Here is a 19651-nt window from a genome sequence, read left to right on the forward strand (position 1 = left end):
TCGCCTCGGGCTCCCCGCCGCTTTCACCTGCCTTCTCGTACTAGTTCAGGCTGGTAGTTCGGGACCTAGTCCCGGTCCACGCCCAGCGGCATGAAGTCGTACATCATGTACGCGGGCTGGTAGAAGGCGTTGGTCAGCTCATCGGAGCGGTAGATCAGCGCCTTGTCGAAGACCACCGGCAGGATCGCGGCGTTCTCCATGACGAGGGTGTCGATCTGCTTGTAGAGGTCGGCGCGCTCCTCCGGGTCCTCGGTGAGCAGGGCCCGGTCCCAGAGACCGTTGATCTCGGGGTCGTCGAGCTCGGCGGTGTTGAAGTTACCGGTCTCCATGATCGCGTCGCCGTGCGTGATCTTGGAGGCGAAGCCGTAGCCGCTGGGCCAGTCCGGGCCCCAGCCGGAGACGCTCAGGCCGATGTCGTTCTCACGGACGTAGTCCTGCGAACCGGCGTACTGGCCGAAGAAGTCGGCGGCCGGGAAGGACTCGATGGTGACGTCGATGTTGACGCGGGCCAGGGCCTCCTTGAGGGCCTCGGCGGTCTGGACGTCGTTGGCGCTCTCGGCGCGGACCGCGAGGGTGGTGCTGAAGCCGTCCGACTCACCGCACTCGTCGAGCTTCTCCTGGGCCTTCTCGAGGTCACCCTTGTCGTCCTCGGACGGGTACAGGTCCGAGTCGGGGTTGGAGCCCGGGATCGCCGGCGGGAGCAGGTTGGTGGCGATGTCGCCGCCGGGCTCGCCGCCCCAGGCGCGCCACATGCTGTCGCGGTCGGCCGCGTACATGATCGCCTGGCGGCAGGACACGTCCTCGATGATCGGGGTGTGGATGTTCACGTAGCGCAGGGCGCCGGAGAACGGGTTGTCCAGGTTGCCCTGGACGGACTGGTCGTCGAGCAGCTGGGACATCATCGCCGGGCCGACACCGCTACCGCGGGCATCGACGTCGATCTCGCCGCTGACCAGGCGCTGGTCGATCTCGTCCTGGTTGACGCCGATCTCGAGCTCGACACGGTCCGGCAGGGCCGCGCGGACGGGGTCGGTGTCGCCGTCCCAGTGCTCGTTGCGCTCCAGGTGCAGCTTCTTGCCGGGCTCGTAGGAGCCGTCGAACTTGTACGGACCGGAGGAGAGCACGTTCTCCTGGTACAGCTCGCCGCGGTCGGCCTCGATCGGCACGGGCGCGGTCTGGACCTGGGTCAGCACGTTCGGGAACTCCGAGAAGGAGTCCTTGAGGTGGAAGACCAGGGTGTAGTCGTCCGGGGTCTCGATGGAGTCGAAGCCCGCGAGCGGGTCGTCACCCTCGTAGACGTTATGGTCGTCCTGGTCCAGGTGGGTCTTGAAGTACTGCGGACCCTGGGTGAACGTTCCACCGTTGAAGTTGGCGCGCGCGATGGCGTACTTGATGTCCTCGGCCGTGATCTCCGAGCCGTCCTCGTACTTGAGGCCCTGCTGGATCTCGATGGTCCACGTTTTGAAGTCGTCGCTCGGCTCGGGGAGGTCGACCGCGAGGTCGGGGATGAGCTCGTTGGCGGCATCACCCGGCTCCGGGTTGAAGGCCAGGAGCGTACGGGCGTAGTAACGCTGGAAGTTCCAGCTCCACCCGTAGTAGGTGTTGCCCGGGTCGGTGGAGTCGAAGTCCATCTCGATGGCGTAGCGGAGCGTGCCACCGGTCTTGTCCGACGGGTTGGTGATCTCGGTGGAGCCGAGGTCGAAGGTGCCGGCCGAGTCGGAGCCGCCGCCGGTGGCGGCGCCGCCGCAGGCGGACAGGAAGAGGGACGCCGCCGCGCCGAGCGCGACGAAGCCGAGGGTGCGTTTCCTCAAGGAAATACCTCTCTGAACCTGGAATGGGGATGGTTGGACCATGGGGTTGTCCCATGTCCGTGCGCGGTATTGGCGGGTCCACGCACGGATGCGGGTCAGTCCGAGGTCCGGGGATCGAAGGCGTCTCGCAGGCCGTCACCGAACAGGTTGAACGCCAGGACGGTGATGAAGATGGCCAGACCGGGGAAGACGATGAAGTAGGGCGCCGTCTGGGAGAAGGGCACCGCTTCGGAGAGCATCTTGCCCCAGCTCGGGGTGGGCGGGTTGATACCGACGCCCAGGAAGCTCAGGGCCGCCTCGAACAGGATGTTCGTGGGGATCAGGAGCGTGGAGTAGACGATGATCGGCGTGACCAGGTTCGGCAGGATCTCCTTGAGGAGGATGTGCCGGTTGCTGGCGCCGAGGCTCTTGGCCGCCTCCACGAACTCCCGCTCGCGCAGGGCGAGGGTCTGTCCGCGGACGATGCGGGCGATGTAGGGCCAGTTGAAGAACCCGATGATGAAGACGATGACGCCGATTCTCAGACCGTTGCCGGTCAGGCCGAGGACGCCGTCGGGGATGACGCCGACCAGGGCGATCGCGAAGAGCACCAGCGGGAAGGCCAGGAAGATGTCCATGGCGCGGCTGATGAGGGTGTCGACCCAGCCGCCCATGTAACCAGCGATGATGCCGAGGACGGTGCCGAGGGTGACGCAGACCAGGGTGGACAGGAAGGCGACCAGGAGCGAGATCTGGGCGCCGTAGAGGATGCGGCTGAACATGTCGCGGCCGGTGGTCGGCTCGACGCCGAGCAGGTGGTCCCCGCTGATCCCGCCCCAGCGGTCGACACCCGCGCTGGGGTCGTCGGGGTCGAGGTAGGGGAGGCGTCGCGCCGGGTCGATCAGGTCCTGGTGGAACTGGGTGGGCGGGTGCCCGAACAGCTTGACCAGGAAGGGCGCGAAGATCGCCGCCAGGATGAGCAGGACCACGACCACGCCGGAGACCATGGCGACCTTGTCGCGCCGCAGTCGTTGCCAGGCGATCTGTCGCAGGGAACGGTTGTCGGCGTCGCTGCGACCCGAGGCCGACGCGCCGGGGTCCGAGGCGACCGGTTCGGTCGTCTCAGGGGCATGCGAGGGCGCGCTCATCAGGCCACCACTCTCCACTCATACGCTTCTGGCCGAGGGGACAGATCCCACGCGTGAGCCGGTCAGGGGTTAGCCCTGTTGGGTCTCACGGTGGGGCCGGCCGGTTCTCGACTCTGGCTGGCGTGGGCGTGACCGACGGAGCGAGAGGGTTGCCCGTCTCGTCGGCACTGGCACGCGGTGCATCCACCCCCTTGAGAGGTTGGACACATCGCAGACCTTTACGCCCGGGATGTTACACAACGACCAATTTACTCGCCCTTTGTCGGCATGTCGTCCAAAGTCTGCCCATGTGGCCAAACCGTAATGAAACCTAACAATCAACCCATATGGGGACTAAAGCCGCAAAGCAGGCATTCATCGGACGACCATGGCTGAGCTGGTACGAGAGGGAGGATCACACCCGAGCCAACCCTAAGGGCACCCCCGCGCGCTTCGCCCCAATTCAGCTGCGCTATGGCAAGTGCTATGAATCAGAACGTGTTCGCATGAATCCCCCGAGTGAACGGGGCCACACGGGCGTGTGAACGAAATCGCCCGCAACGGGCGGCCAGCGACGCACGAAACTGCACGTCGGAGCGGATTCCGCGCACGGTTCTTGCACGAAGAAGACACCGTTGTGCACAAGAAAGGCCCCGCCGAAGCGGGGCCGTCCTCGTCGTCGTCAGAGTCGGCTAGTCGATACCGCGCTTGCGCAGCAGCGCCTCGATGTCACCGAAGTCGTCGTCCGCGGCAGGCGCCTTGGCCTGTTGGGGGGCCTTGACCTGACCCGCGGCAGCCGGGGCGGCACCGGCGGCGGGCGTTCCCTCTCCCTGGGCCTTGGCCTGAGCCTTGTCCTGCGGCCGCGCACCGGGCTTGACCCCGATGCCCTTGGACTTCATGAAGCCCGAGACCACGTACAGGACCACCATCACCACGGCGAGGGCCAGACCGACCCACGACTGGAGTTTGAAGGCCATCGTCAGCAGGATCCCGAGGACGCCCAGGACGAACTGCATCACCACGTCCATCAGCAGGAGCAGCCCGGCGATCAGGGGCAGCAGCGACCAGGCCACACCGCGCAGACCGTAGGCGGCGCCCTTCTTCCGCCACACGAAGTAGGAGATGACGATCCCGACCGCCGTCAGGGCCGCCCCCAGCCCCACACCAACATTGTCATTCAAAGTCTCAGGCATGCGACCAGTCTCCCATCCCGCGCCCGAACACACATCCGGCCGATCCCCTAGGGCGGTTCACCCGGCAGTGATCGGCACCCCGGCCGGGCACTGCGCCCCTCTCCCACTCACGCTACTCATCGGGGTGCACGCCGCCAACAGCCAGGCGTAGACGGAGAGACGGAGTGATCGGCGGGCGGCAGTCGGCGATCAGGAGCAGCGGTCGGTGCTCAGCGGTCGGCGACCAGCGACTCCAGCCACTCCAGGTCCACCCCGACCAGGCTGTCCCGGAAGACCACGCCCTCGCGGGGCGTGATCTCCACGTGGTTGGGCACCGCGATGGTCAGGCACCCGGCGTCGGCGGCCGAGGCCACGCCCACCACCGAGTCCTCCACGGCCACGCAGCGGCGCGGGTCCACACCCAGGCGGCGGGCGGCCCGGAGGTAGGGGTCGGGGTGCGGCTTGTTGGCGTCCACCTCGTCACCGGCGATCGAGTCGACGAAGCTGTCCAGCCCGATACCGTCGATCGCCGTCTCCACCAGGGCGCGCTCGGTGGAGGTCACCAGCACGGCCGGAATCCCGGCCTCGGCCAGCATCGTCACCAGTTCCTTGGCGCCGGGCCGCAGCTCGGCCCCGCCCTCCAGCTTGGCCAGGAAGCGGGCGTAGAGCATGTCGGCCACCTGGCGAGGGGTCAGGTGGTCGGCCCCGGTGTGCTCGATGATGTAGCGGCCCACCGGCTCGGCGGCGTTGCCGACGTTGGCCTCGTGGTCCTCGGCGGTCCACACCCCGCCCAGCTCCGCGGTGAGTTCGGCCTCGGCCTCACCCCACAGGTGCTCGCTCTCAATGAGGGTGCCGTCCATGTCCAGCAGCACCGCCTGGAGGCGGCGCTCCGCGGCGGCGGAGGTCTCGGGCAGTTCGGAACTCACAGTGCTCAATTCGCTCATCTCGACTCGTGGCGTGGCGGCCGGTTGGCAGCCGGGTGGTCGCCGGCCTCCGGCGATGACTGGCTGACCCCTGACAGGGAGCGGCCCCACCGGTGACGTTCACCGGCGGGGCCGCCCTCTCGACCGGTAGGTCAGACGTTGAAGTATGTCGCCTCAGGGTGATGGATGACGATCGCGTCGGTGGCCTGTTCGGGAACAAGCTGGAACTCCTCGGACAACGCCACCCCCACGCGTTCCGGCTCCAGCAACTTCATGATCTTGGCACGGTCCTCCAGGTCGGGGCAGGCCCCGTAGCCCAGGGAGAAGCGGGCGCCCCGGTAGCCGAGCTTGAAGAAGGCGTCCAGCTCGGCGGGGTCCTCCCCCGCGAAGCCCAGCTCGGCGCGGACCCGGGTGTGCCAGTACTCGGCCAGGGCCTCGGTGAGCTGCACCGACAGCCCGTGCAGCTCCAGGTAGTCGCGGTAGGCGTCTCTTTCAAACAGCTTCGCGGTGGCCCGGCTGATCGCCGCGCCCACCGTCACCACCTGGAAGGACACCACGTCCAGCTCCCCCGACTCCTTGGGCCGGAAGAAGTCGGACAGGCACAGGTGCCGGTCCCGGCGCTGGCGCGGGAAGGTGAAGCGGGTGCGCTCGGTGACCCCGTCCTCGTCCAGCACGACCAGGTCGTCGCCCTCGCTGTAGCAGGGGTAGTGGCCGTGCACGACCGCGGCCTCCAGCAGGCCGTCGGTCTGGATGCGGTCCAGCCACATCCGCATGCGCGGACGGCCCTCGGTCTCCACCAGCTCCTCGTAGGTGGGCCCGTTGCCCCCGCGGGTGGCCTTGAGGCCCCACTGCCCCATGAAGGTGGCACGCTCGTCGAGGAAGGCCGCGTAGTCGGCCAGCGGGATGCCCTTGCTGATCCGGTCGCCCCAGAACGGCGGAACGGGCACCCTGTTGGTGGTGGACACGTCGCTGCGGGCGGGCATCTCCTCGGGCTCGGTCACCTTGAGGGTGGCCCCGCGCTTGACCCGGCGCTGGCGCAGTTCGGGGAGCTTGGCACCCTCCTCGCCGCGCTTGACCGCCATGAAGGTGTCCATCAGCCGCAGGCCCTCGAAGGCGTCCTTGGCGTAGCGGACCTCGCCGCCGAACATCTCGGCCAGGTCCTGCTCCACGTAGGAGCGGGTGAGCGCGGCACCACCCAGCAGCACCGGGAAGCGCTCGGAGATGCCCCTGGAGTTCATCTCCTCGAGGTTCTCCTTCATGATCACCGTGGACTTGACCAGCAGGCCGGACATGCCGATGACGTCGGCCTTCTTCTCCTCGGCCGCCTCCAGGATCGCCGACACCGGCTGCTTGATACCGAGGTTGACGACCTCGTAGCCGTTGTTGGACAGGATGATGTCCACGAGGTTCTTGCCGATGTCGTGAACGTCGCCCTTGACGGTGGCGAGCACGATCCGGCCCTTGCCGTCGTCGTCGGTCTTCTCCATGTGCGGTTCGAGGTAGGCGACCGCCTTCTTCATGACCTCGGCGGACTTGAGCACGAACGGCAGCTGCATCTGGCCGGAGCCGAACAGCTCGCCGACGGTCTTCATGCCCGACAGCAGGGTGTCGTTGACGATGGCCAGGGCGGGCTTGCTCTCGAGCGCCTCGTCCAGGTCGGCCTCGATACCGGTGAGCTCACCGTCGATGATCCGCCGCTCCAGGCGCTCCCACAGCGGCAGGGCGGCCAGTTCCTCGGCACGCGAGGCCCTCATCGCCTTGGCGTCCACGCCCTGGAACATGTCGATGAACTCCGACAGCGGGTCGTAGTCGCCCTCGCGCCGGTCGTAGATGAGGTCGAGCGCGACCTTGCGCTGTTCCTCGGGGATCTGGTTGGTCGGCACGATCTTGGAGGCGTGCACGATCGCCGAGTCCAGCCCGGCCTGCACGGCCTCGTGCAGGAACACCGAGTTAAGCACGATCCGGGCGGCCGGGTTCACACCGAAGGACAGGTTGGACAGGCCCAGTGTGGTCTGCACCTCGGGGTAGCGGGACTTGAGCTCGCGGATGGCGTTGAGGGTCTCGATGCCATCCCTGCGAGTCTCCTCCTGCCCTGTGGTGATGGGGAAGGTAAGGCAGTCGATGATGATGTCGCCGGTGTTCAGGCCCCAGTCGCCGGTGATCTCGTCGATCAGGCGGCTGGCCACCCGCACCTTCCATTCGGCGGTGCGGGCCTGGCCCTCCTCGTCGATGCACAGACCGACCACGGCGGCGCCGTGCTCCTGCACCAGCCGCATGATGCGGGTGAAGCGGGAGTCGGGGCCGTCACCGTCCTCGTAGTTGACCGAGTTGATCACCGCGCGACCGCCCAGCGCCTCCAGCCCGGCCTCCAGCACGGCGGGCTCGGTGGAGTCGAGCATGATCGGCAGGGTGGAGGCGGTGGCGAAGCGCGAGGCGAGCTCGCGCATGTCGCGCACGCCGTCACGGCCGACGTAGTCGATGTTGAGGTCGAGCACGTGGGCGCCGTCGCGGATCTGGTCGCGTGCCATCTCGACGCAGGCGTCCCAGTCCTCGGCCAGCATGGCCTCGCGGAACTTCTTGGAGCCGTTGGCGTTGGTGCGCTCGCCCACGGCCAGGTAGCTGGCGTCCTGGCGGAAGGGGACGCTCTGGTAGAGCGAGGAGGCGGCCGCCTCGACCAGCGGCTTGCGGTTCTTGATGCCCCGCCCCTGCACCCGCTCCACGACCTGGCGCAGGTGCTCGGGGGTGGTGCCGCAGCAGCCGCCGACCAGACTCAGGCCGAACTCGGCGGTGAAGGTGTCGTGGGCGTCGGTCAGCTCCTCCGGGGAGAGGTTGTAGACCGCGCCGTTGGGGCCCAGCTCGGGCAGGCCCGCGTTGGGCATCACGGAGATGGGGATGGGCGAGTGGTGCGACAGGTAGCGCAGGTGCTCGCTCATCTCGGCGGGGCCGGTGGAGCAGTTGAGCCCGATCACGTCGATGCCCAGCGGGGCCAGGGAGGTGAGGGCGGCGCCGATCTCCGAACCCATGAGCATGGTGCCGTTGGTCTCGATGCTGACCTGGGCGATGATCGGCACGTCCTTGCCCAGGGCCGTGCGGGCACGCTTGGCACCGACCACGGCGGCCTTGACCTGGAGCAGGTCCTGGCAGGTCTCGATCAGGATGGCGTCGGAGCCGCCGTCGATGAGCCCGTGCGCCGACTTCTCGTAGTAGTCGCGCAGGAAGGTGTAGGGAGCGTGGCCCAGGGTGGGCAGCCGGGTTCCGGGGCCGACCGACCCCAGGACGTAGCGGGGCTGGTCCGCGGTGCTGTAGGCGTCGGCGGTCTCGCGGGCGATGCGTGCCCCGGCCTCGGCGATCTCGTAGGTGCGGTCCTCGATGCCGTACTCGTAGAGGCCTCCGTAGTTGGCGGAGAAGGTGTTGGTCTCCACGCAGTCGGAGCCGACCTCGAAGAAGGCGGCGTGGGTGTCCCGGACGATGTCGGGCCGGGTCAGGTTGAGGATGTCGTTGAGGCCCTCGTGACCTTCGAACTGGTCGAGGTCGAGATCGTGCGCCTGGAGCATGGTGCCCATCGCCCCGTCCGCCACGACAACTCGCTGGGACAGTGCTTCACGGAATGTCCGTCGATCTCTCATGTTCAGCAACTCTAGTCTCGGGGCACCGCGGCGGCCCAGCATGTGTCCCGGTGACAAGCGGCACGGGCGGGAACGGTGGCTGGGTCGACCCACGGCGCGGGGCGGGGTCGGGCGGCCGGGGACGGCAGTGTCCTCGGGCGAGTTCCGCGGAACAGGCCCTAGGGCGATCACGCCCTGTCAGTCGCTGGTCGCGAGGCTACCCCATCGGGTGTTTCGCCACGTGAGACGGGTGTCCCAAAGTGGCGAGAGTAACCTCCGTGGCCGGAGTCCGAATTACGGTTTCCGGGCTGTGGCGCCACCCCATAGGGTGGTGATCATCCGCGTCCAGGAAGGGGCCGTCCATGATCCAGCTCGACCGCGAGCTCGTCGAGCCTGTGATGGTGGCGGCGTTCGAAGGATGGAACGACGCCGGTGAGGCGGCGAGCCTCGCCGTGGAACACCTGTCCGAGAAGTGGGGCGCCAAGGAGCTGTGCGCCCTGGCTCCGGACGACTACTACGACTTCCAGGTCACCCGGCCACGGATGACCGTGGCCGACGGCCGGCTGACCTCCATGGAGTGGCCCACCACCCGGGTGCGGGTGGTCCGGCCGCCCGGTTCGCGGCGCGACGTCGTCCTGGTGACTGGTCCCGAGCCGAACATGCGCTGGCGCTCCTACTCCGCCGACCTGCTCGCGATCGCGCGTGAGCTGGGGGTCCGGCGCGCCGTGATCCTCGGCTCGCTGCTGGCCGACGCCCCGCACACCCGCCCCATCCCGGTGACGGGGATGTCCTCGCCGTTGGAGCTGGGCACCCGGTACGGGCTGGAGGCGGCCACGTACTCGGGGCCGACCGGCATCGTCGGGGTCGTGCACGACACGTTCAGCTCGGCGGGTGTGGAGACGGTGTCGCTGTGGGCGGCCATCCCCCACTACGTGGCCCAACCGCCGTGCCCGAAGGCGACCCTGGCCCTACTGAGCTGGGTCCAGGACTTCCTGGAGACCGAGGTTCCGCTGGGCGACCTGCCCGAGGACTCGGTTTCCTGGGAGGCGAGCGTGAACGACCTCACCGCCGAGGACGAGGACATAGCGGCCTACGTGCGCGGCCTGGAGGAGGCCAAGGACACGGTGGAGCTGCCTGAGGCCAGCGGTGACGCCATCGCCCAGGAGTTCGAGCGCTACCTGCGCCGCCGCGACGACGGTTAGGGCGGGTGGGACCGATCGCATCGACCGGCCCCGAGCTGCTGCTTAACCCATCTCCGGATGAATGTCCACAGCGTCCTGGTTTTCCGTTACCTCATCTTTAGGTGCTCCCCGCTAGTTTGCGGGTGATGGCTCGCGGACCGGGGGAAAGAGCCAGGGCTCCGGAGTGCGTGGTACGGGGGTACACGCACTCCGGGGCCCGATGGCCTGCCGCCCCGGGGCCTGGGACGAGTACCCTCCCCGACCGCGCGAGGTGGGGTTGCAGGGACAACTTTTGAGAATCGCCTTCGTCATCGCCAACGGCTACGCCATGGGTGGCACGGTCCGAACCGTGCACAACCTGGCGCGCGGGCTGTCGGCTCGCCACGAGGTGGAGATCGTGAGTCTGGTCCGCAAACGCAGACAACCCTTCTTCACCCCCGCCGACGGGGTCCAGCTGGTCCCGCTGAGCGACGACACCGACCACCCGGTGGTCCAACGCCCCCGCGAACGCGTGCGTGAGCGCTGGGCCAAGCAGGCCGACAAGATCGTGCCCAAGGCGGAGCGGCGCCGGAACAAGAACTTCACCCCGGAGGCGGTCACCGGGCTGCGCCGCTACCTGCGCACCACCAAGGCGGACGTGGTGATCGGCACCCGCCCGGGGATCAACCTACTCATCGCCGCCTGGGCGCCCTCGCGCCTGCTGACCATCGGACAGGAGCACCTCAACCTGGAGGAGCACAAACCGGAGGTCCGCAAGGCCATCACCCGCGCCTACCCGAAGCTGGACGGGCTGAGCGTACTCACCAAGACCGACCGGGCCGCCTACGAGAAGCTGCTCGGCGCCTCCGAGGACTGGCTGACCGCGCTGCCCAACGCCCTGGAGCCGGATGAACCGCCTCGGGCTGCCCTGGACGAGCCGGTGATCGCGGCGGCCGGGCGGTTCTCCCCGGTCAAGCAGTACCCGCTGCTGGTCGAGGCGTTCTCCCACGTGGTCGCCGAGCACCCGCAGTGGCGCCTGCACATCCACGGCGGCGGGGACCGGGACGAGGAGCTGCGCGCGACCATCGACCGGCTGGGTCTGGGTGACCATGTGAGCCTGCGCGGCCGCACCACCGACATGCTGGGCGAGCTGTCCAAGGCCTCCCTGCTGGCGGTCAGCTCCCGGGTGGAGGGCTTCGGGATGACCATCATCGAGGCCTTCTCCGTGGGGGTCCCGGTGGTGAGCTTCGACTGCCCGCACGGCCCCAGGGAGATCATCGAGCACGGCCGCAACGGACTACTGGTCCCGCCGCAGGACACCAAGGCCCTCGGCGAGGCGCTGTCACGCCTGGTCAGCGACCGCGAGGAACGCCACCGCATGGGCGAGGCCGCGCTGGCCTCCTCCTCGGCCTACCAGCTGGAGGACATCACCCAGCAGTGGGAGGAGTTCCTGGAGCGGCGCCGGGCCGCCGCCCCGAAAAAGAAGGGCCCGCTGGCCGCCCTGTTCAGCTGAGCCCCACCGGGGCCCGCCCGGCTCCCGAGCCCAGCGGTCACAGGCGCAGGCGGCGCCACTCCCCCGTGGCCAGGACCGCCGCCCAGGCCCCGGCGATGCGGGCCAGGCCGCGACGGACCTCGTCGACGACGGCGGGAGCCAGGGGCGACTCGGCCTGCTCGGCGGGTTCAAGCCGAACGGTGACGCGCAACCCGTCCAGGACCTTCTGCGCGCGGCCGAGGACTTCGGGGTCGGGGGCAGTCCCGCGGTCGAGCAGGGAGCGGATGCCGTCGCGCAGTGTGATGGCCTCGTCGAGGTCGGCGAGGGTGATGGGGATGGCACCTTCGGTGACGAGTCGGTGCTCTCGCAGGAAGCGGGCGAGGTCGGCGCGATCGGAGAGGCGGCCGCCGGTGGAGACGAAGTCCGCGATGAGCTCCGCGGCGGCACTGGGCCGAGTGGATGTACTGGTCGAAGTCGTGGTCATGGCCGTCATCCCACCACGCCGAGCACCCCGATAGTGGTGTTTCAGCAAGGTCGTGACCACAGGTGGCCACGCATAAAAGGACGAAACCAGACAGAACCCAACCCCCGTATCAGGCAGCCCACCCCGGATCCGACCACCGTCAGTCGGAGACGGTCCACTCCCAGCCGTCGTCCGCACACAGCGGAGGTTCCCGTACGAACTCACGCCCGTCCTCGGCCACCACAAACATATAAAGGTCGTCCGCGCAGGGATTCGGCTCCCAGAACATCAACGGCCAGATATTCCAGGGGAAACTCGGCTTGTCAGGAGAGTAGTAGACCCACTCGTATTCTCCTGGTGGTACTTGCCACCTGCTCTCAAAGTCCAGTTCCTCGAGGTTATCGCGGTTCGGGCTGGTCCAAGCAACCACGGGAACATCGAGTTCGTTCTCTATCCTGACTTGATTGATGCGCGCCTGACAACCGACCAGCCCGAGCAGGAGCACCCCCACCAGGACGATCCGCGCGGACCCGCCTGCCACGACCACCTGGATCCTCTGCGAAATCGGGGGTCTCGATGACCCCAGGAACCCCATCAGAGAAGCCAACGACATCCCACCCGTGTTTTCCGGCCGGATTCGGGGCCGGTGCCGACTGAATCCCATGAGACGCCTTACCTGGAGGAGGGGGAATTCTCAATCGTAACCAACGAATCCGTACAGCAACGCTGGCCAGGGCTCTACGGCGCGCTCGGGCCCACTACCGGCAGCTTTTTCCAGCGCAGACGGTCACGAATTCTCTGCCAGGCCTCTCAAAGCAGCTCGGTTCTCCGACAGGCCGAGCCTTTTCAGGAGGAAGGCGAAGTTGGCGATGCTCGAGTCCCAGAGGCCGTCGCTGTCCACCATCGCCTTCAGATAGGCACGTTGGAGTTCGGTGGGGTGCTCCAGCGGCGGAGCGGCGTTCCGTTCCTCCCTGCCCAGGGCCAGGCGGAGCAGGCCTTGCAGATCCCGGTCCGCGGTGAACGGGGATGACACCCCTGCCAGAGCCTGGAAGACCGGAAGCAGGTCGGGTGCGTCCTCGGATTCGGAGCGTTCCACGAGCGCCTTGACCAGGGAGAACCGCACGTGTCCATCGAAATAGCCCGGGCGGTCCGCGAACCAGGCGTCGGCGGTGGCCGGGTCCAGGAGGGCCGTGCGGAGTTCTGCGGTGGCGGCGGGATCGTCGGTAAGGGAGGGTGCGAGCGCGGCGCAGGCGCGGATGGCCGGGTCGTGGTGGGTGAGAAACTCTGCGGTGTCGCCACCGCTCTCCACCAGAGCGAGGACGATCGCGGCGCCCTCGTCGCGGGACTCGGCGTAGTCGGCGGCGCCCGACAGGTCCAGGGCCAGTCCCCCGCCCATCCGGCTCAGCGCTCCGGCGGCCGTCACCGCCCGTTGGCGCACACCGCGGTCCCGGTGCGTGAACAGGGGGCGGACCGCCTCGAGCAGCACGGGCGCGGCCCGGCGCAGATCGCGCAGGACCGTGTGCATCACCGTCTCCAGGAGCGGGTCCTCCCAGATCTCCTCGCCGTCGTCCGCATCGCCGTCCTCGCTGCGGGCCACCCGTTCCAGGAACGCGTCCAGCTCACCGCGCCGCTCACCCGGGTCGGCCAGGGCGTCCAGCTCCGCGTCCGAGTAACCACCGCAGACCTCCGCGACGGACCAGGCCACGTCGGCCAGGAAGCGGAGCAGGTGCTGGCGCAGTGGTGCTGCGTCGGTACCCATGGCCCCGTCGAACATGCGGTGGACCGGCCGGTCGGCCGCGGGGTCGGACAGCAGGTCGGCCACGTGGAGCACCGCCGGGGGTGTGGCCGGGTAGACGGTGCCCTGGTGCAGGATCGCGCTGTACAAGTATCCCAGCGCGTCGGCGACCTTGTTGTCCTGCCCGGACCGCAGGGCGGCGAGGTGCTTCGGGGCGTCGGTGCCGGGGCCGTAGGCGTGGAAGGTCCAAGACCAGTCGGTGGTGCGCAGGCTGTCAGGTGCGGTGTCCATGGGCGCATCATGGCAGCGGACAGTGACCGTTGGCGTGGCGCCCGCGCGTCGGGGAAGGGCTCCTCAGTACACTCGGGCGCTCGGAAACCCTGTCGCAGGAGGCCGCCATGACTTTCGCCCAGCCACCGAAGGACCCGATCCAGCGCGCGCTGTTCCGGGCCCCGATCTGGATCTACCGGCTGGGTCTGGGCACTGTGCTGGGCGACAGGTTCGTTCTGGTCACCCACCGGGGGCGCAGCACCGGCGAGGCCCGGCAGGCGGTCTTGGAGGTCGTGGGCGGCAACGACACCACCGGCACGGTCATGGTGGCCTCGGGGTTTGGGAACCGGTCCCAATGGTTCCGCAACATCCGAATGGAACCCCGGATCCTGTTCCAAGTCGGCAACCGGCGCCAGCGGGGCACCGCCGAGCTGCTGCCGCCGGAGGAGTCCGGCCGGGTGCTGGCGCACTACGCGCAGCAGCACCCGGAGGTGGCCGCCACGATGCTGCGGGGGCTGGGCCACGACGTCGGCGACAGCGTGGCGGAGTACGAGCGCCTCGGGGCCGACCCGGTCGACGGAATCCCCGTGGTGCGGCTGGTCCCGGACTCGGAGGAGGCCCGTTTTCCCGACTTCTCCGCTCCCCTTGAGACGGACGTGCCCAGGCCCCGGGGCTGAAGCAGCGCTGAACGCGTACGGGAGGCCCTGGGTGTGAGAGGCCCTGCGTGAGAGGCCCTGCGGACGAGAAGTACCCGGGCCGAACGGCCTCGGGGAGACGCCCGGGGGGAAGCCCGCGGGAAACCTCCAGAAAAGCCCCGTGCCCGCCCCTGACGAACCGGACGGGAACGGGCACGGAGGTGTGTGAGGTCTGTGGTGTCCACCAGCCTAACCCGAGAAGCCGGGTACTTCGGGAAACCCGGGTGATCCAGGGACAGGCTTCACCGGCACGCGAATGCCCCGAGGAGGGGCCTGCCCTCCCCGGGGCACCGGAGCATTCCTACTCGAACTTCCCGGTGGGAGTTCCTAGAGCTTGACGCCCAGAAGGGTGTCCACGGTGGTGCGCACCAGGCCGGGGGCTTCGGTGTCGGCGCCGCCCTCGGTGAGTGCGGCACTCGCCCAGGCGTCCACCGCGGCGAGCGCGGCCGGGGAGTCCAGGTCCTCGGCCAGCGAGGCGCGCACCGCGGCCAGTACCGGGGCCGCGTCCGGGCCGGAGCCCAGGGCCGTGGCCGCACGCCAGCGCTCGGCCCGCTCGGCGGCGGCGGGCAGTTCGGCGTCGGTCCACTCCCAAGGGGCGCGGTAGTGGTGGGAGAGCATGGCCAGGCGGATGACGGCCGGGTCCACGCCCTGCTGGCGCAGCTTGGACACGAAGACGAGGTTGCCCAGCGACTTGGACATCTTCTCGCCGTTCAAGCCGACCATGCCCACGTGCAGGTGGTTGTGGGCGTTGGGCTGACCGGTCGCACACCGGGTCTCGGCCGCACCCATCTCGTGGTGCGGGAAGATCAGGTCGCTGCCGCCGCCGTTGAGGTCGAAGGAGGGGCCGAGCCGGTCCAGGGCGATGGCGCTGCACTCGATGTGCCAGCCGGGACGACCGCGGCCGAGCGGGCTGTCCCAGGCGGGTTCGCCGGGGCGCTCGGCGCGCCAGAGCAACCAGTCGAGGGGGTCCTTCTTCTCGACGCGCTGCGGGTCGCCGCCGCGCTGGCCGAAGAGGTCGAGCATCTCCTCGCGGTCGAGGTTACTGATCTCGCCGAACTTCGACGCGGCCGCGGAGGAGAAGTAGAGGTCGCCGTCGATCTCGTAGGCGGCGCCGGTCTCGCGGATGCGCACGGCCAGCTCGCTGATGAGGTCGACGGACTCCACGACGCCGACGTAGGAGGTCGGCGGGATGATGGACAGCGCGGCCATGTCCTCGCGGAAGACGTCGATCTCGCGGTGGGCGAGGTCGCGCCAGTCGACACCGGTGGCCTCGGCCCGCTCCAGGAGCGGGTCGTCGATGTCAGTGGTGTTCTGGACGTAGTTGACGTCGTGTCCGGCGTCCCGCCACACCCGGTTGACCAGGTCGAAGGTCAGGTAGGTGAAGGCGTGCCCGAGGTGGGCGGCGTCGTAGGGGGTGATGCCGCAGGCGTACATGCCCGCGGTGGAGCCCGGCGTGGTCGTCCTTATCCGTCCGGTGGCGGTGTCGTGGACACGAAGGGGGCCGCCGGTACCCGGCAGGGGGACGATGTCAGGCGCAGACCATGAACGCATACCGGGAAGCCTATCCGCACGCGCACGGGACAAACGACCCGATAGCGGGCGCATGCCGAGGTGATCATCACCCCAGGTGAAGTGGGAATACCAGAGCAGCCCACGGGGAACGGCGGGTCCGGGCGAGGGCTGGAGCAGCCGTCGGGACGGGAGTGGCGGCCAGTGACGGGAGCGACCGGTGGGATGGGTGTGACCGGTGGCCCATTGAACCCGGGAACCGTGTGGGCCCGACACCCAAGGGACCAAAGGCCCAAAAGGTCGGGCACGGGAAACCCGAAGGACAGGGAGATTGGCATGACGAAGAGCGGGTCCGAGAATTCGACGCGGACGCCAGAGGACGACTTCGAGGATTCAGTGGGCGACACGAAGGTTCGCCGGAGGGCCCGCGGTCAGCGCCCCTCAACCGGCAGAGTGATCCGAACCTTGCCGATGAGCAGGGCGCTGAGCAGCGCTGCTCCGCCGCAGAGTGCCGCCATGAGCTCGTTGCCCAGGCGCCAGTGCAGGAGCGCACCGCTGATGGAGACCACGTAAAGAAGCCAGTACGCTCCGGTTTCGAGGTAATTGCCGTTTCGGTCCATGATGGTTTCCCCTGCTGTGTACGCGTGTTTTTTGCACGCGCGTCCGACGGCGAGTGTGCCGTCTTCCTCAGAGACGCCGCAGTAACGCAGGGGGTTTACGTGTTCTTTGGGTCATGGCTCACGAAACGTTGTGCCCTCGGCCTCGCTCTCCCACCCTAGGCAGGCAGCGCACGACCGAAGGCACCCGACACACAGACCCGGCCCGTCAGCCAGAGGTCAGGGGTGCGCGGCGAGCTGGAGGTCGAGCATGTCCAGATCGGCGCGGCCGGGGAAACCGGGGTCGTCCATGACGGCGCGCAGGCGCCGGCGGACCGGCCGGGCCTCGGTGCGCTGGGTGACCGCCTCGGCGGCCAGCCTCCCCTGCCCGGCGCGGACCCCGGTCGGGGTACGCAGAGTCCAGCCGGCGCGGTCAGCGGAGAGCAGCAGCCCAACGGTTCCGTCTTCGTTCACCCGGACCCACTGGCCCACCAGGTCAGCGGGGTCGACCAGGGGGCGGGGAGCGGGGGTGGGAACGGAGTGGGCGCTCATCATGGGGTTTCCTCGGTAGATCGTCGAACTTCTTTCCTGGATGAGACGTTGCCTCACCTCGCCTATGACGCGCTTTCGAAAAACTTCCGCCGGAAAAGTTTCAACCCCCAGCTGACCAGCGGCGATACCCCCGCTCCACAGGGTGACGCACCAGCCCGAGAGCTACTGCGGCCCTACGGAGGGACAGGAACAAAGAAAACGAACGGGAACTCGAACCAGATCGGTGATCTCTCACCTCTTGCGAGACTGGGTTAATAAACGTAAAGTAACTTTTCAACACAACGGGACACATGACGGTCACGCTGGGTCGTCACCTATGCGTCCCCACAAGTCAGCCCATGGCTGACTGACTCCGCCCGCCCTCGCCCCGCACCGACGGGGCTTCCCCCGGAGTAGCCCATGCGCTCGTACCCTCGCCGCGCCCTGGTCGCCCCCGCCGCGCTGGCGGCGCTCACGGCCGCGGGACTCACCATCCCCGCCGCTTCCGCATCAGCCCAACCGAAACCGTCGGCCACGACCGCGCGGGCCACCCTGGTGTGGTCCGACGAGTTCAACGGTCCCGCAGGAAGCGCGCCCAACCCCGCCCATTGGAACCACGAGACCGGCGACCACGGCTGGGGCAACAACGAACTCCAGAACTACACCGCCAGCCGCAACAACTCCGCCCTGGACGGCAACGGCAACCTCGTCATCACCGCCCGCCGGGAGTCCCACGGCGGTTACACCTCCGCCCGCATGACCACCCAGGGCAGGGTCCAGCCGCAGTACGGCCGGATCGAGGCCCGCATCCAGATCCCGCGCGGCCAGGGGATCTGGCCCGCGTTCTGGATGCTCGGGGCCAACTTCCCCGGCACACCGTGGCCGGACTGCGGCGAGATCGACATCATGGAGAACATCGGCCGCGAACCCCACCTGGTGCACGGCAGCCTGCACGGCCCCGGATACCACGGCGGCAACCCGCTCACCGGCTCCTACATGCACCCGCAGGGCTGGTCCTTCGCCGACACCTTCCACACCTTCGCCGTGGACTGGTACCCGGGCTCGGTCACCTGGTCGGTGAACGGCATCGTCTACCAGACCTACACCTGGCAGGACACCCGCGGTAACCCCTGGGTCTACGACCAGCCGTTCTTCATGATCCTCAACGTGGCCGTGGGCGGTGACTGGCCCGGCTACCCCGACGGGAGCACCCAGTTCCCGCAGCAGATGCGGGTCGACTACGTCCGGGTGTACTCCCTGGACTGACGCGCGGCCGTCCCCGAGCGCCGTCCACCGGGTCTTCCCCACCCGGTGGACGGCGCCTACCACTTCGGCGAACCCCGAATCGGCGGAAGCCGGTCAGGTGTTCGGCTCCAGCAGAACCACGGGGGTCCGCCGGGACCGCAGCGCCGCGAACCCGTCCAGCTCCTCGACACTCTTCGAGTAGTCACCCCACCTCACCCAGAGCCGCTCGCGTTCCTCACCCTGCGCTTCACGGGCATGAACGGAACGCTGCTCCCCGACCAGATCGACCCTGGCCTCCGGGCTTTTCGACAGATTCAGCCACCAGGCGGGCGGCGGGTCACCCCAGCCGTTCATCGCGAGAAGAACCAGGTTGGGGCCGTCCTCGAAATAGGCGAGGATCACGGCACGGGGCTTACCCGTGCGACGGCCCACCGTGTGCAACCGGAGCATGCCGTACTTGCCGGGCTTGGGACGGGAGAGTCCGGCCCGGCCGCCGGTCACGCGGCACAGCAACCGGTGCCCGGCCCAGAACGCGCGAACGAACCATCGAGGGGGAAGACGTGGCGGTGAGTGGTCGTGTTCGGTAGTGCCCATGGCATGGCCGCCTTCACCGGGGACGCCGCTCCGAGCGCCCGTTGGCACCGAATCTACGCGAGCCCGACGCGGGAGTGAAGGCGATGAACACCCCGGTTCCCGTTGGTACCCGGGCTCGGGACACGGCAGGATGAGGGCATGCACAACACCTCCCAGTCCCAGGACATGACCGACCTCGGCCCCTTCTCCCCGGGCGACGAGGAACGGTTCCGCTCGAACGCCCTGGTGGCCCTGGTCGCCTTCGGCTCACTGACCCTGCTCGGGGGATTCGGCTTCCTCGTGTTCTTCTGATCTCTGCTGGGGCAGGGTGTCGTAGCTGTTCCGGTAGATCTTGCCGGGCTTGGGGCGCGTGAACTTCAGCCCGGCCCAGAGTTCGTCGACGCGCAGGCAGGTGCTCTCGACCATGCCGAGGTCGTAGCCGATCGCGATGGCCTTCTTCATGTCGAGGTCGGTGCCCAGGCGTCCGCCCTTGGGCCAGGAGACCCAGAGCATCCCTCGGGGGTTGAGGTGATCCCTAAGCTCACCGAAGTCCGAACGCAGTTGCTGCTGCGTAGTGACGAACAGGTGCAGGTGAAGTCTCCCCCGCGTGAACGCGGGGGCTTCCAGCTCAGGGTTTCCCATGCGGGTTGCCCTTTCGCTTCGGTTGACGCTTCCCGGGCCGCGAACGGCCTCCACGTCCTGCCACGCCTCTTCCTTGCGCGGGATCTCGTTTCGCCACCTGTTCAGCGGCATGGTGGATGTTGT

Annotated in this window: 18 protein-coding genes; 5 read left to right on the forward strand and 13 right to left on the reverse strand. The window is 68.4% G+C overall.

The features are described 5' to 3' along the window. Positions 1–65: 65 nt before the first annotated feature. The 5 genes from D457_RS0129470 to metH all read right to left on the reverse strand — a co-directional run bounded on the left by D457_RS0129470 (position 66) and on the right by metH (position 8638). Positions 66–1811 carry an ABC transporter substrate-binding protein gene (locus D457_RS0129470; protein ID WP_017584261.1) on the reverse strand — a complete coding sequence of 582 codons (1746 nt, stop codon included), beginning with the start codon at positions 1809–1811 and terminating at the stop codon, positions 66–68. A gap of 95 nt (positions 1812–1906) precedes the next feature. Then, positions 1907–2938, reverse strand: coding sequence for an ABC transporter permease (locus D457_RS0129475; RefSeq protein ID WP_017584262.1), 1032 nt, complete (start codon positions 2936–2938; stop codon positions 1907–1909). A gap of 671 nt (positions 2939–3609) precedes the next feature. Further along, the gene (locus D457_RS0129480) at positions 3610–4110 is read right to left on the reverse strand and encodes a hypothetical protein (RefSeq protein WP_039832030.1); all 501 of its coding nucleotides are present in this window, start codon (positions 4108–4110) and stop codon (positions 3610–3612) included. Between the two features lie 209 nt (positions 4111–4319). Further along, on the reverse strand, positions 4320–5033 hold the full coding sequence (locus tag D457_RS0129485; protein ID WP_039832031.1) for an HAD family hydrolase: 714 nt from the start codon (positions 5031–5033) through the stop codon (positions 4320–4322). Positions 5034–5164: 131 nt separating this feature from the next. Continuing rightward, complete coding sequence (gene metH, locus D457_RS0129490) at positions 5165–8638, reverse strand: methionine synthase (protein ID WP_083926901.1); 3474 nt, start codon at positions 8636–8638, stop codon at positions 5165–5167. A gap of 341 nt (positions 8639–8979) precedes the next feature. On the opposite strand from metH, the gene D457_RS0129495 reads away from it, so the two are divergent. Continuing rightward, positions 8980–9819 (forward strand): PAC2 family protein, encoded by an 840-nt coding sequence (locus D457_RS0129495; RefSeq protein WP_017584266.1) that lies wholly within the window; start codon positions 8980–8982, stop codon positions 9817–9819. A gap of 271 nt (positions 9820–10090) precedes the next feature. Next, entirely contained in the window at positions 10091–11290 is a 1200-nt protein-coding gene (locus D457_RS0129500; protein WP_017584267.1) for a glycosyltransferase family 4 protein, read from the forward strand. 37 nt (positions 11291–11327) lie between these two features. Here D457_RS0129500 and D457_RS0129505 read toward each other — a convergent pair whose 3' ends face one another. The 3 genes from D457_RS0129505 to D457_RS0129515 form a co-directional block, all read right to left on the reverse strand. Then, a complete protein-coding gene (locus tag D457_RS0129505; protein WP_017584268.1) occupies positions 11328–11753 on the reverse strand; it encodes an ABATE domain-containing protein in 426 nt (141 codons plus the stop codon). A 139-nt stretch (positions 11754–11892) separates the two neighbouring features. Then, positions 11893–12279, reverse strand: a complete 387-nt coding sequence (locus tag D457_RS33730) for a hypothetical protein (protein WP_152514413.1) — start codon at positions 12277–12279, stop codon at positions 11893–11895. Positions 12280–12519: 240 nt separating this feature from the next. Then, positions 12520–13758, reverse strand: a complete 1239-nt coding sequence (locus tag D457_RS0129515; RefSeq protein ID WP_017584270.1) for a hypothetical protein — start codon at positions 13756–13758, stop codon at positions 12520–12522. A gap of 107 nt (positions 13759–13865) precedes the next feature. Between D457_RS0129515 and D457_RS0129520 the strand changes: the two genes are divergently transcribed. Further along, positions 13866–14414 carry a nitroreductase family deazaflavin-dependent oxidoreductase gene (locus D457_RS0129520; protein ID WP_017584271.1) on the forward strand — a complete coding sequence of 183 codons (549 nt, stop codon included), beginning with the start codon at positions 13866–13868 and terminating at the stop codon, positions 14412–14414. A gap of 345 nt (positions 14415–14759) precedes the next feature. Here D457_RS0129520 and mshC read toward each other — a convergent pair whose 3' ends face one another. The 3 genes from mshC to D457_RS0129535 form a co-directional block, all read right to left on the reverse strand. Further along, positions 14760–15983: a cysteine--1-D-myo-inosityl 2-amino-2-deoxy-alpha-D-glucopyranoside ligase gene (mshC, locus tag D457_RS0129525; RefSeq protein WP_083926900.1), complete on the reverse strand. Its 1224-nt coding sequence runs from the start codon at positions 15981–15983 to the stop codon at positions 14760–14762. A gap of 389 nt (positions 15984–16372) precedes the next feature. Then, positions 16373–16561, reverse strand: coding sequence for a hypothetical protein (locus tag D457_RS0129530; protein ID WP_017584273.1), 189 nt, complete (start codon positions 16559–16561; stop codon positions 16373–16375). A 216-nt stretch (positions 16562–16777) separates the two neighbouring features. After that, on the reverse strand, positions 16778–17089 hold the full coding sequence (locus tag D457_RS0129535; protein WP_239646254.1) for a hypothetical protein: 312 nt from the start codon (positions 17087–17089) through the stop codon (positions 16778–16780). A gap of 399 nt (positions 17090–17488) precedes the next feature. Here D457_RS0129535 and D457_RS0129540 point away from each other — a divergent pair, with 399 nt between their 5' ends. Continuing rightward, positions 17489–18334: a glycoside hydrolase family 16 protein gene (locus D457_RS0129540; RefSeq protein ID WP_017584275.1), complete on the forward strand. Its 846-nt coding sequence runs from the start codon at positions 17489–17491 to the stop codon at positions 18332–18334. Between the two features lie 93 nt (positions 18335–18427). Here the strand turns inward: D457_RS0129540 and D457_RS0129545 are convergent, their stop codons facing one another. Next, a complete protein-coding gene (locus D457_RS0129545; protein ID WP_026117159.1) occupies positions 18428–18907 on the reverse strand; it encodes a nitroreductase/quinone reductase family protein in 480 nt (159 codons plus the stop codon). 138 nt (positions 18908–19045) lie between these two features. Here D457_RS0129545 and D457_RS36295 point away from each other — a divergent pair, with 138 nt between their 5' ends. Beyond that, a complete protein-coding gene (locus tag D457_RS36295) occupies positions 19046–19198 on the forward strand; it encodes a hypothetical protein (RefSeq protein WP_017584277.1) in 153 nt (50 codons plus the stop codon). On the opposite strand, the gene D457_RS33735 is transcribed toward D457_RS36295, so the two are convergent. Next, the coding region (locus D457_RS33735) for a hypothetical protein (protein WP_204367488.1) at positions 19154–19651 on the reverse strand (498 nt) is incomplete at its 5' end. The genes D457_RS36295 and D457_RS33735 overlap by 45 nt on opposite strands.

The sequence above is a fragment of the Nocardiopsis valliformis DSM 45023 genome (genome assembly GCF_000340985.1).
In the GTDB taxonomy this organism is placed as follows: Bacteria; Actinomycetota; Actinomycetes; order Streptosporangiales; family Streptosporangiaceae; genus Nocardiopsis; species Nocardiopsis exhalans.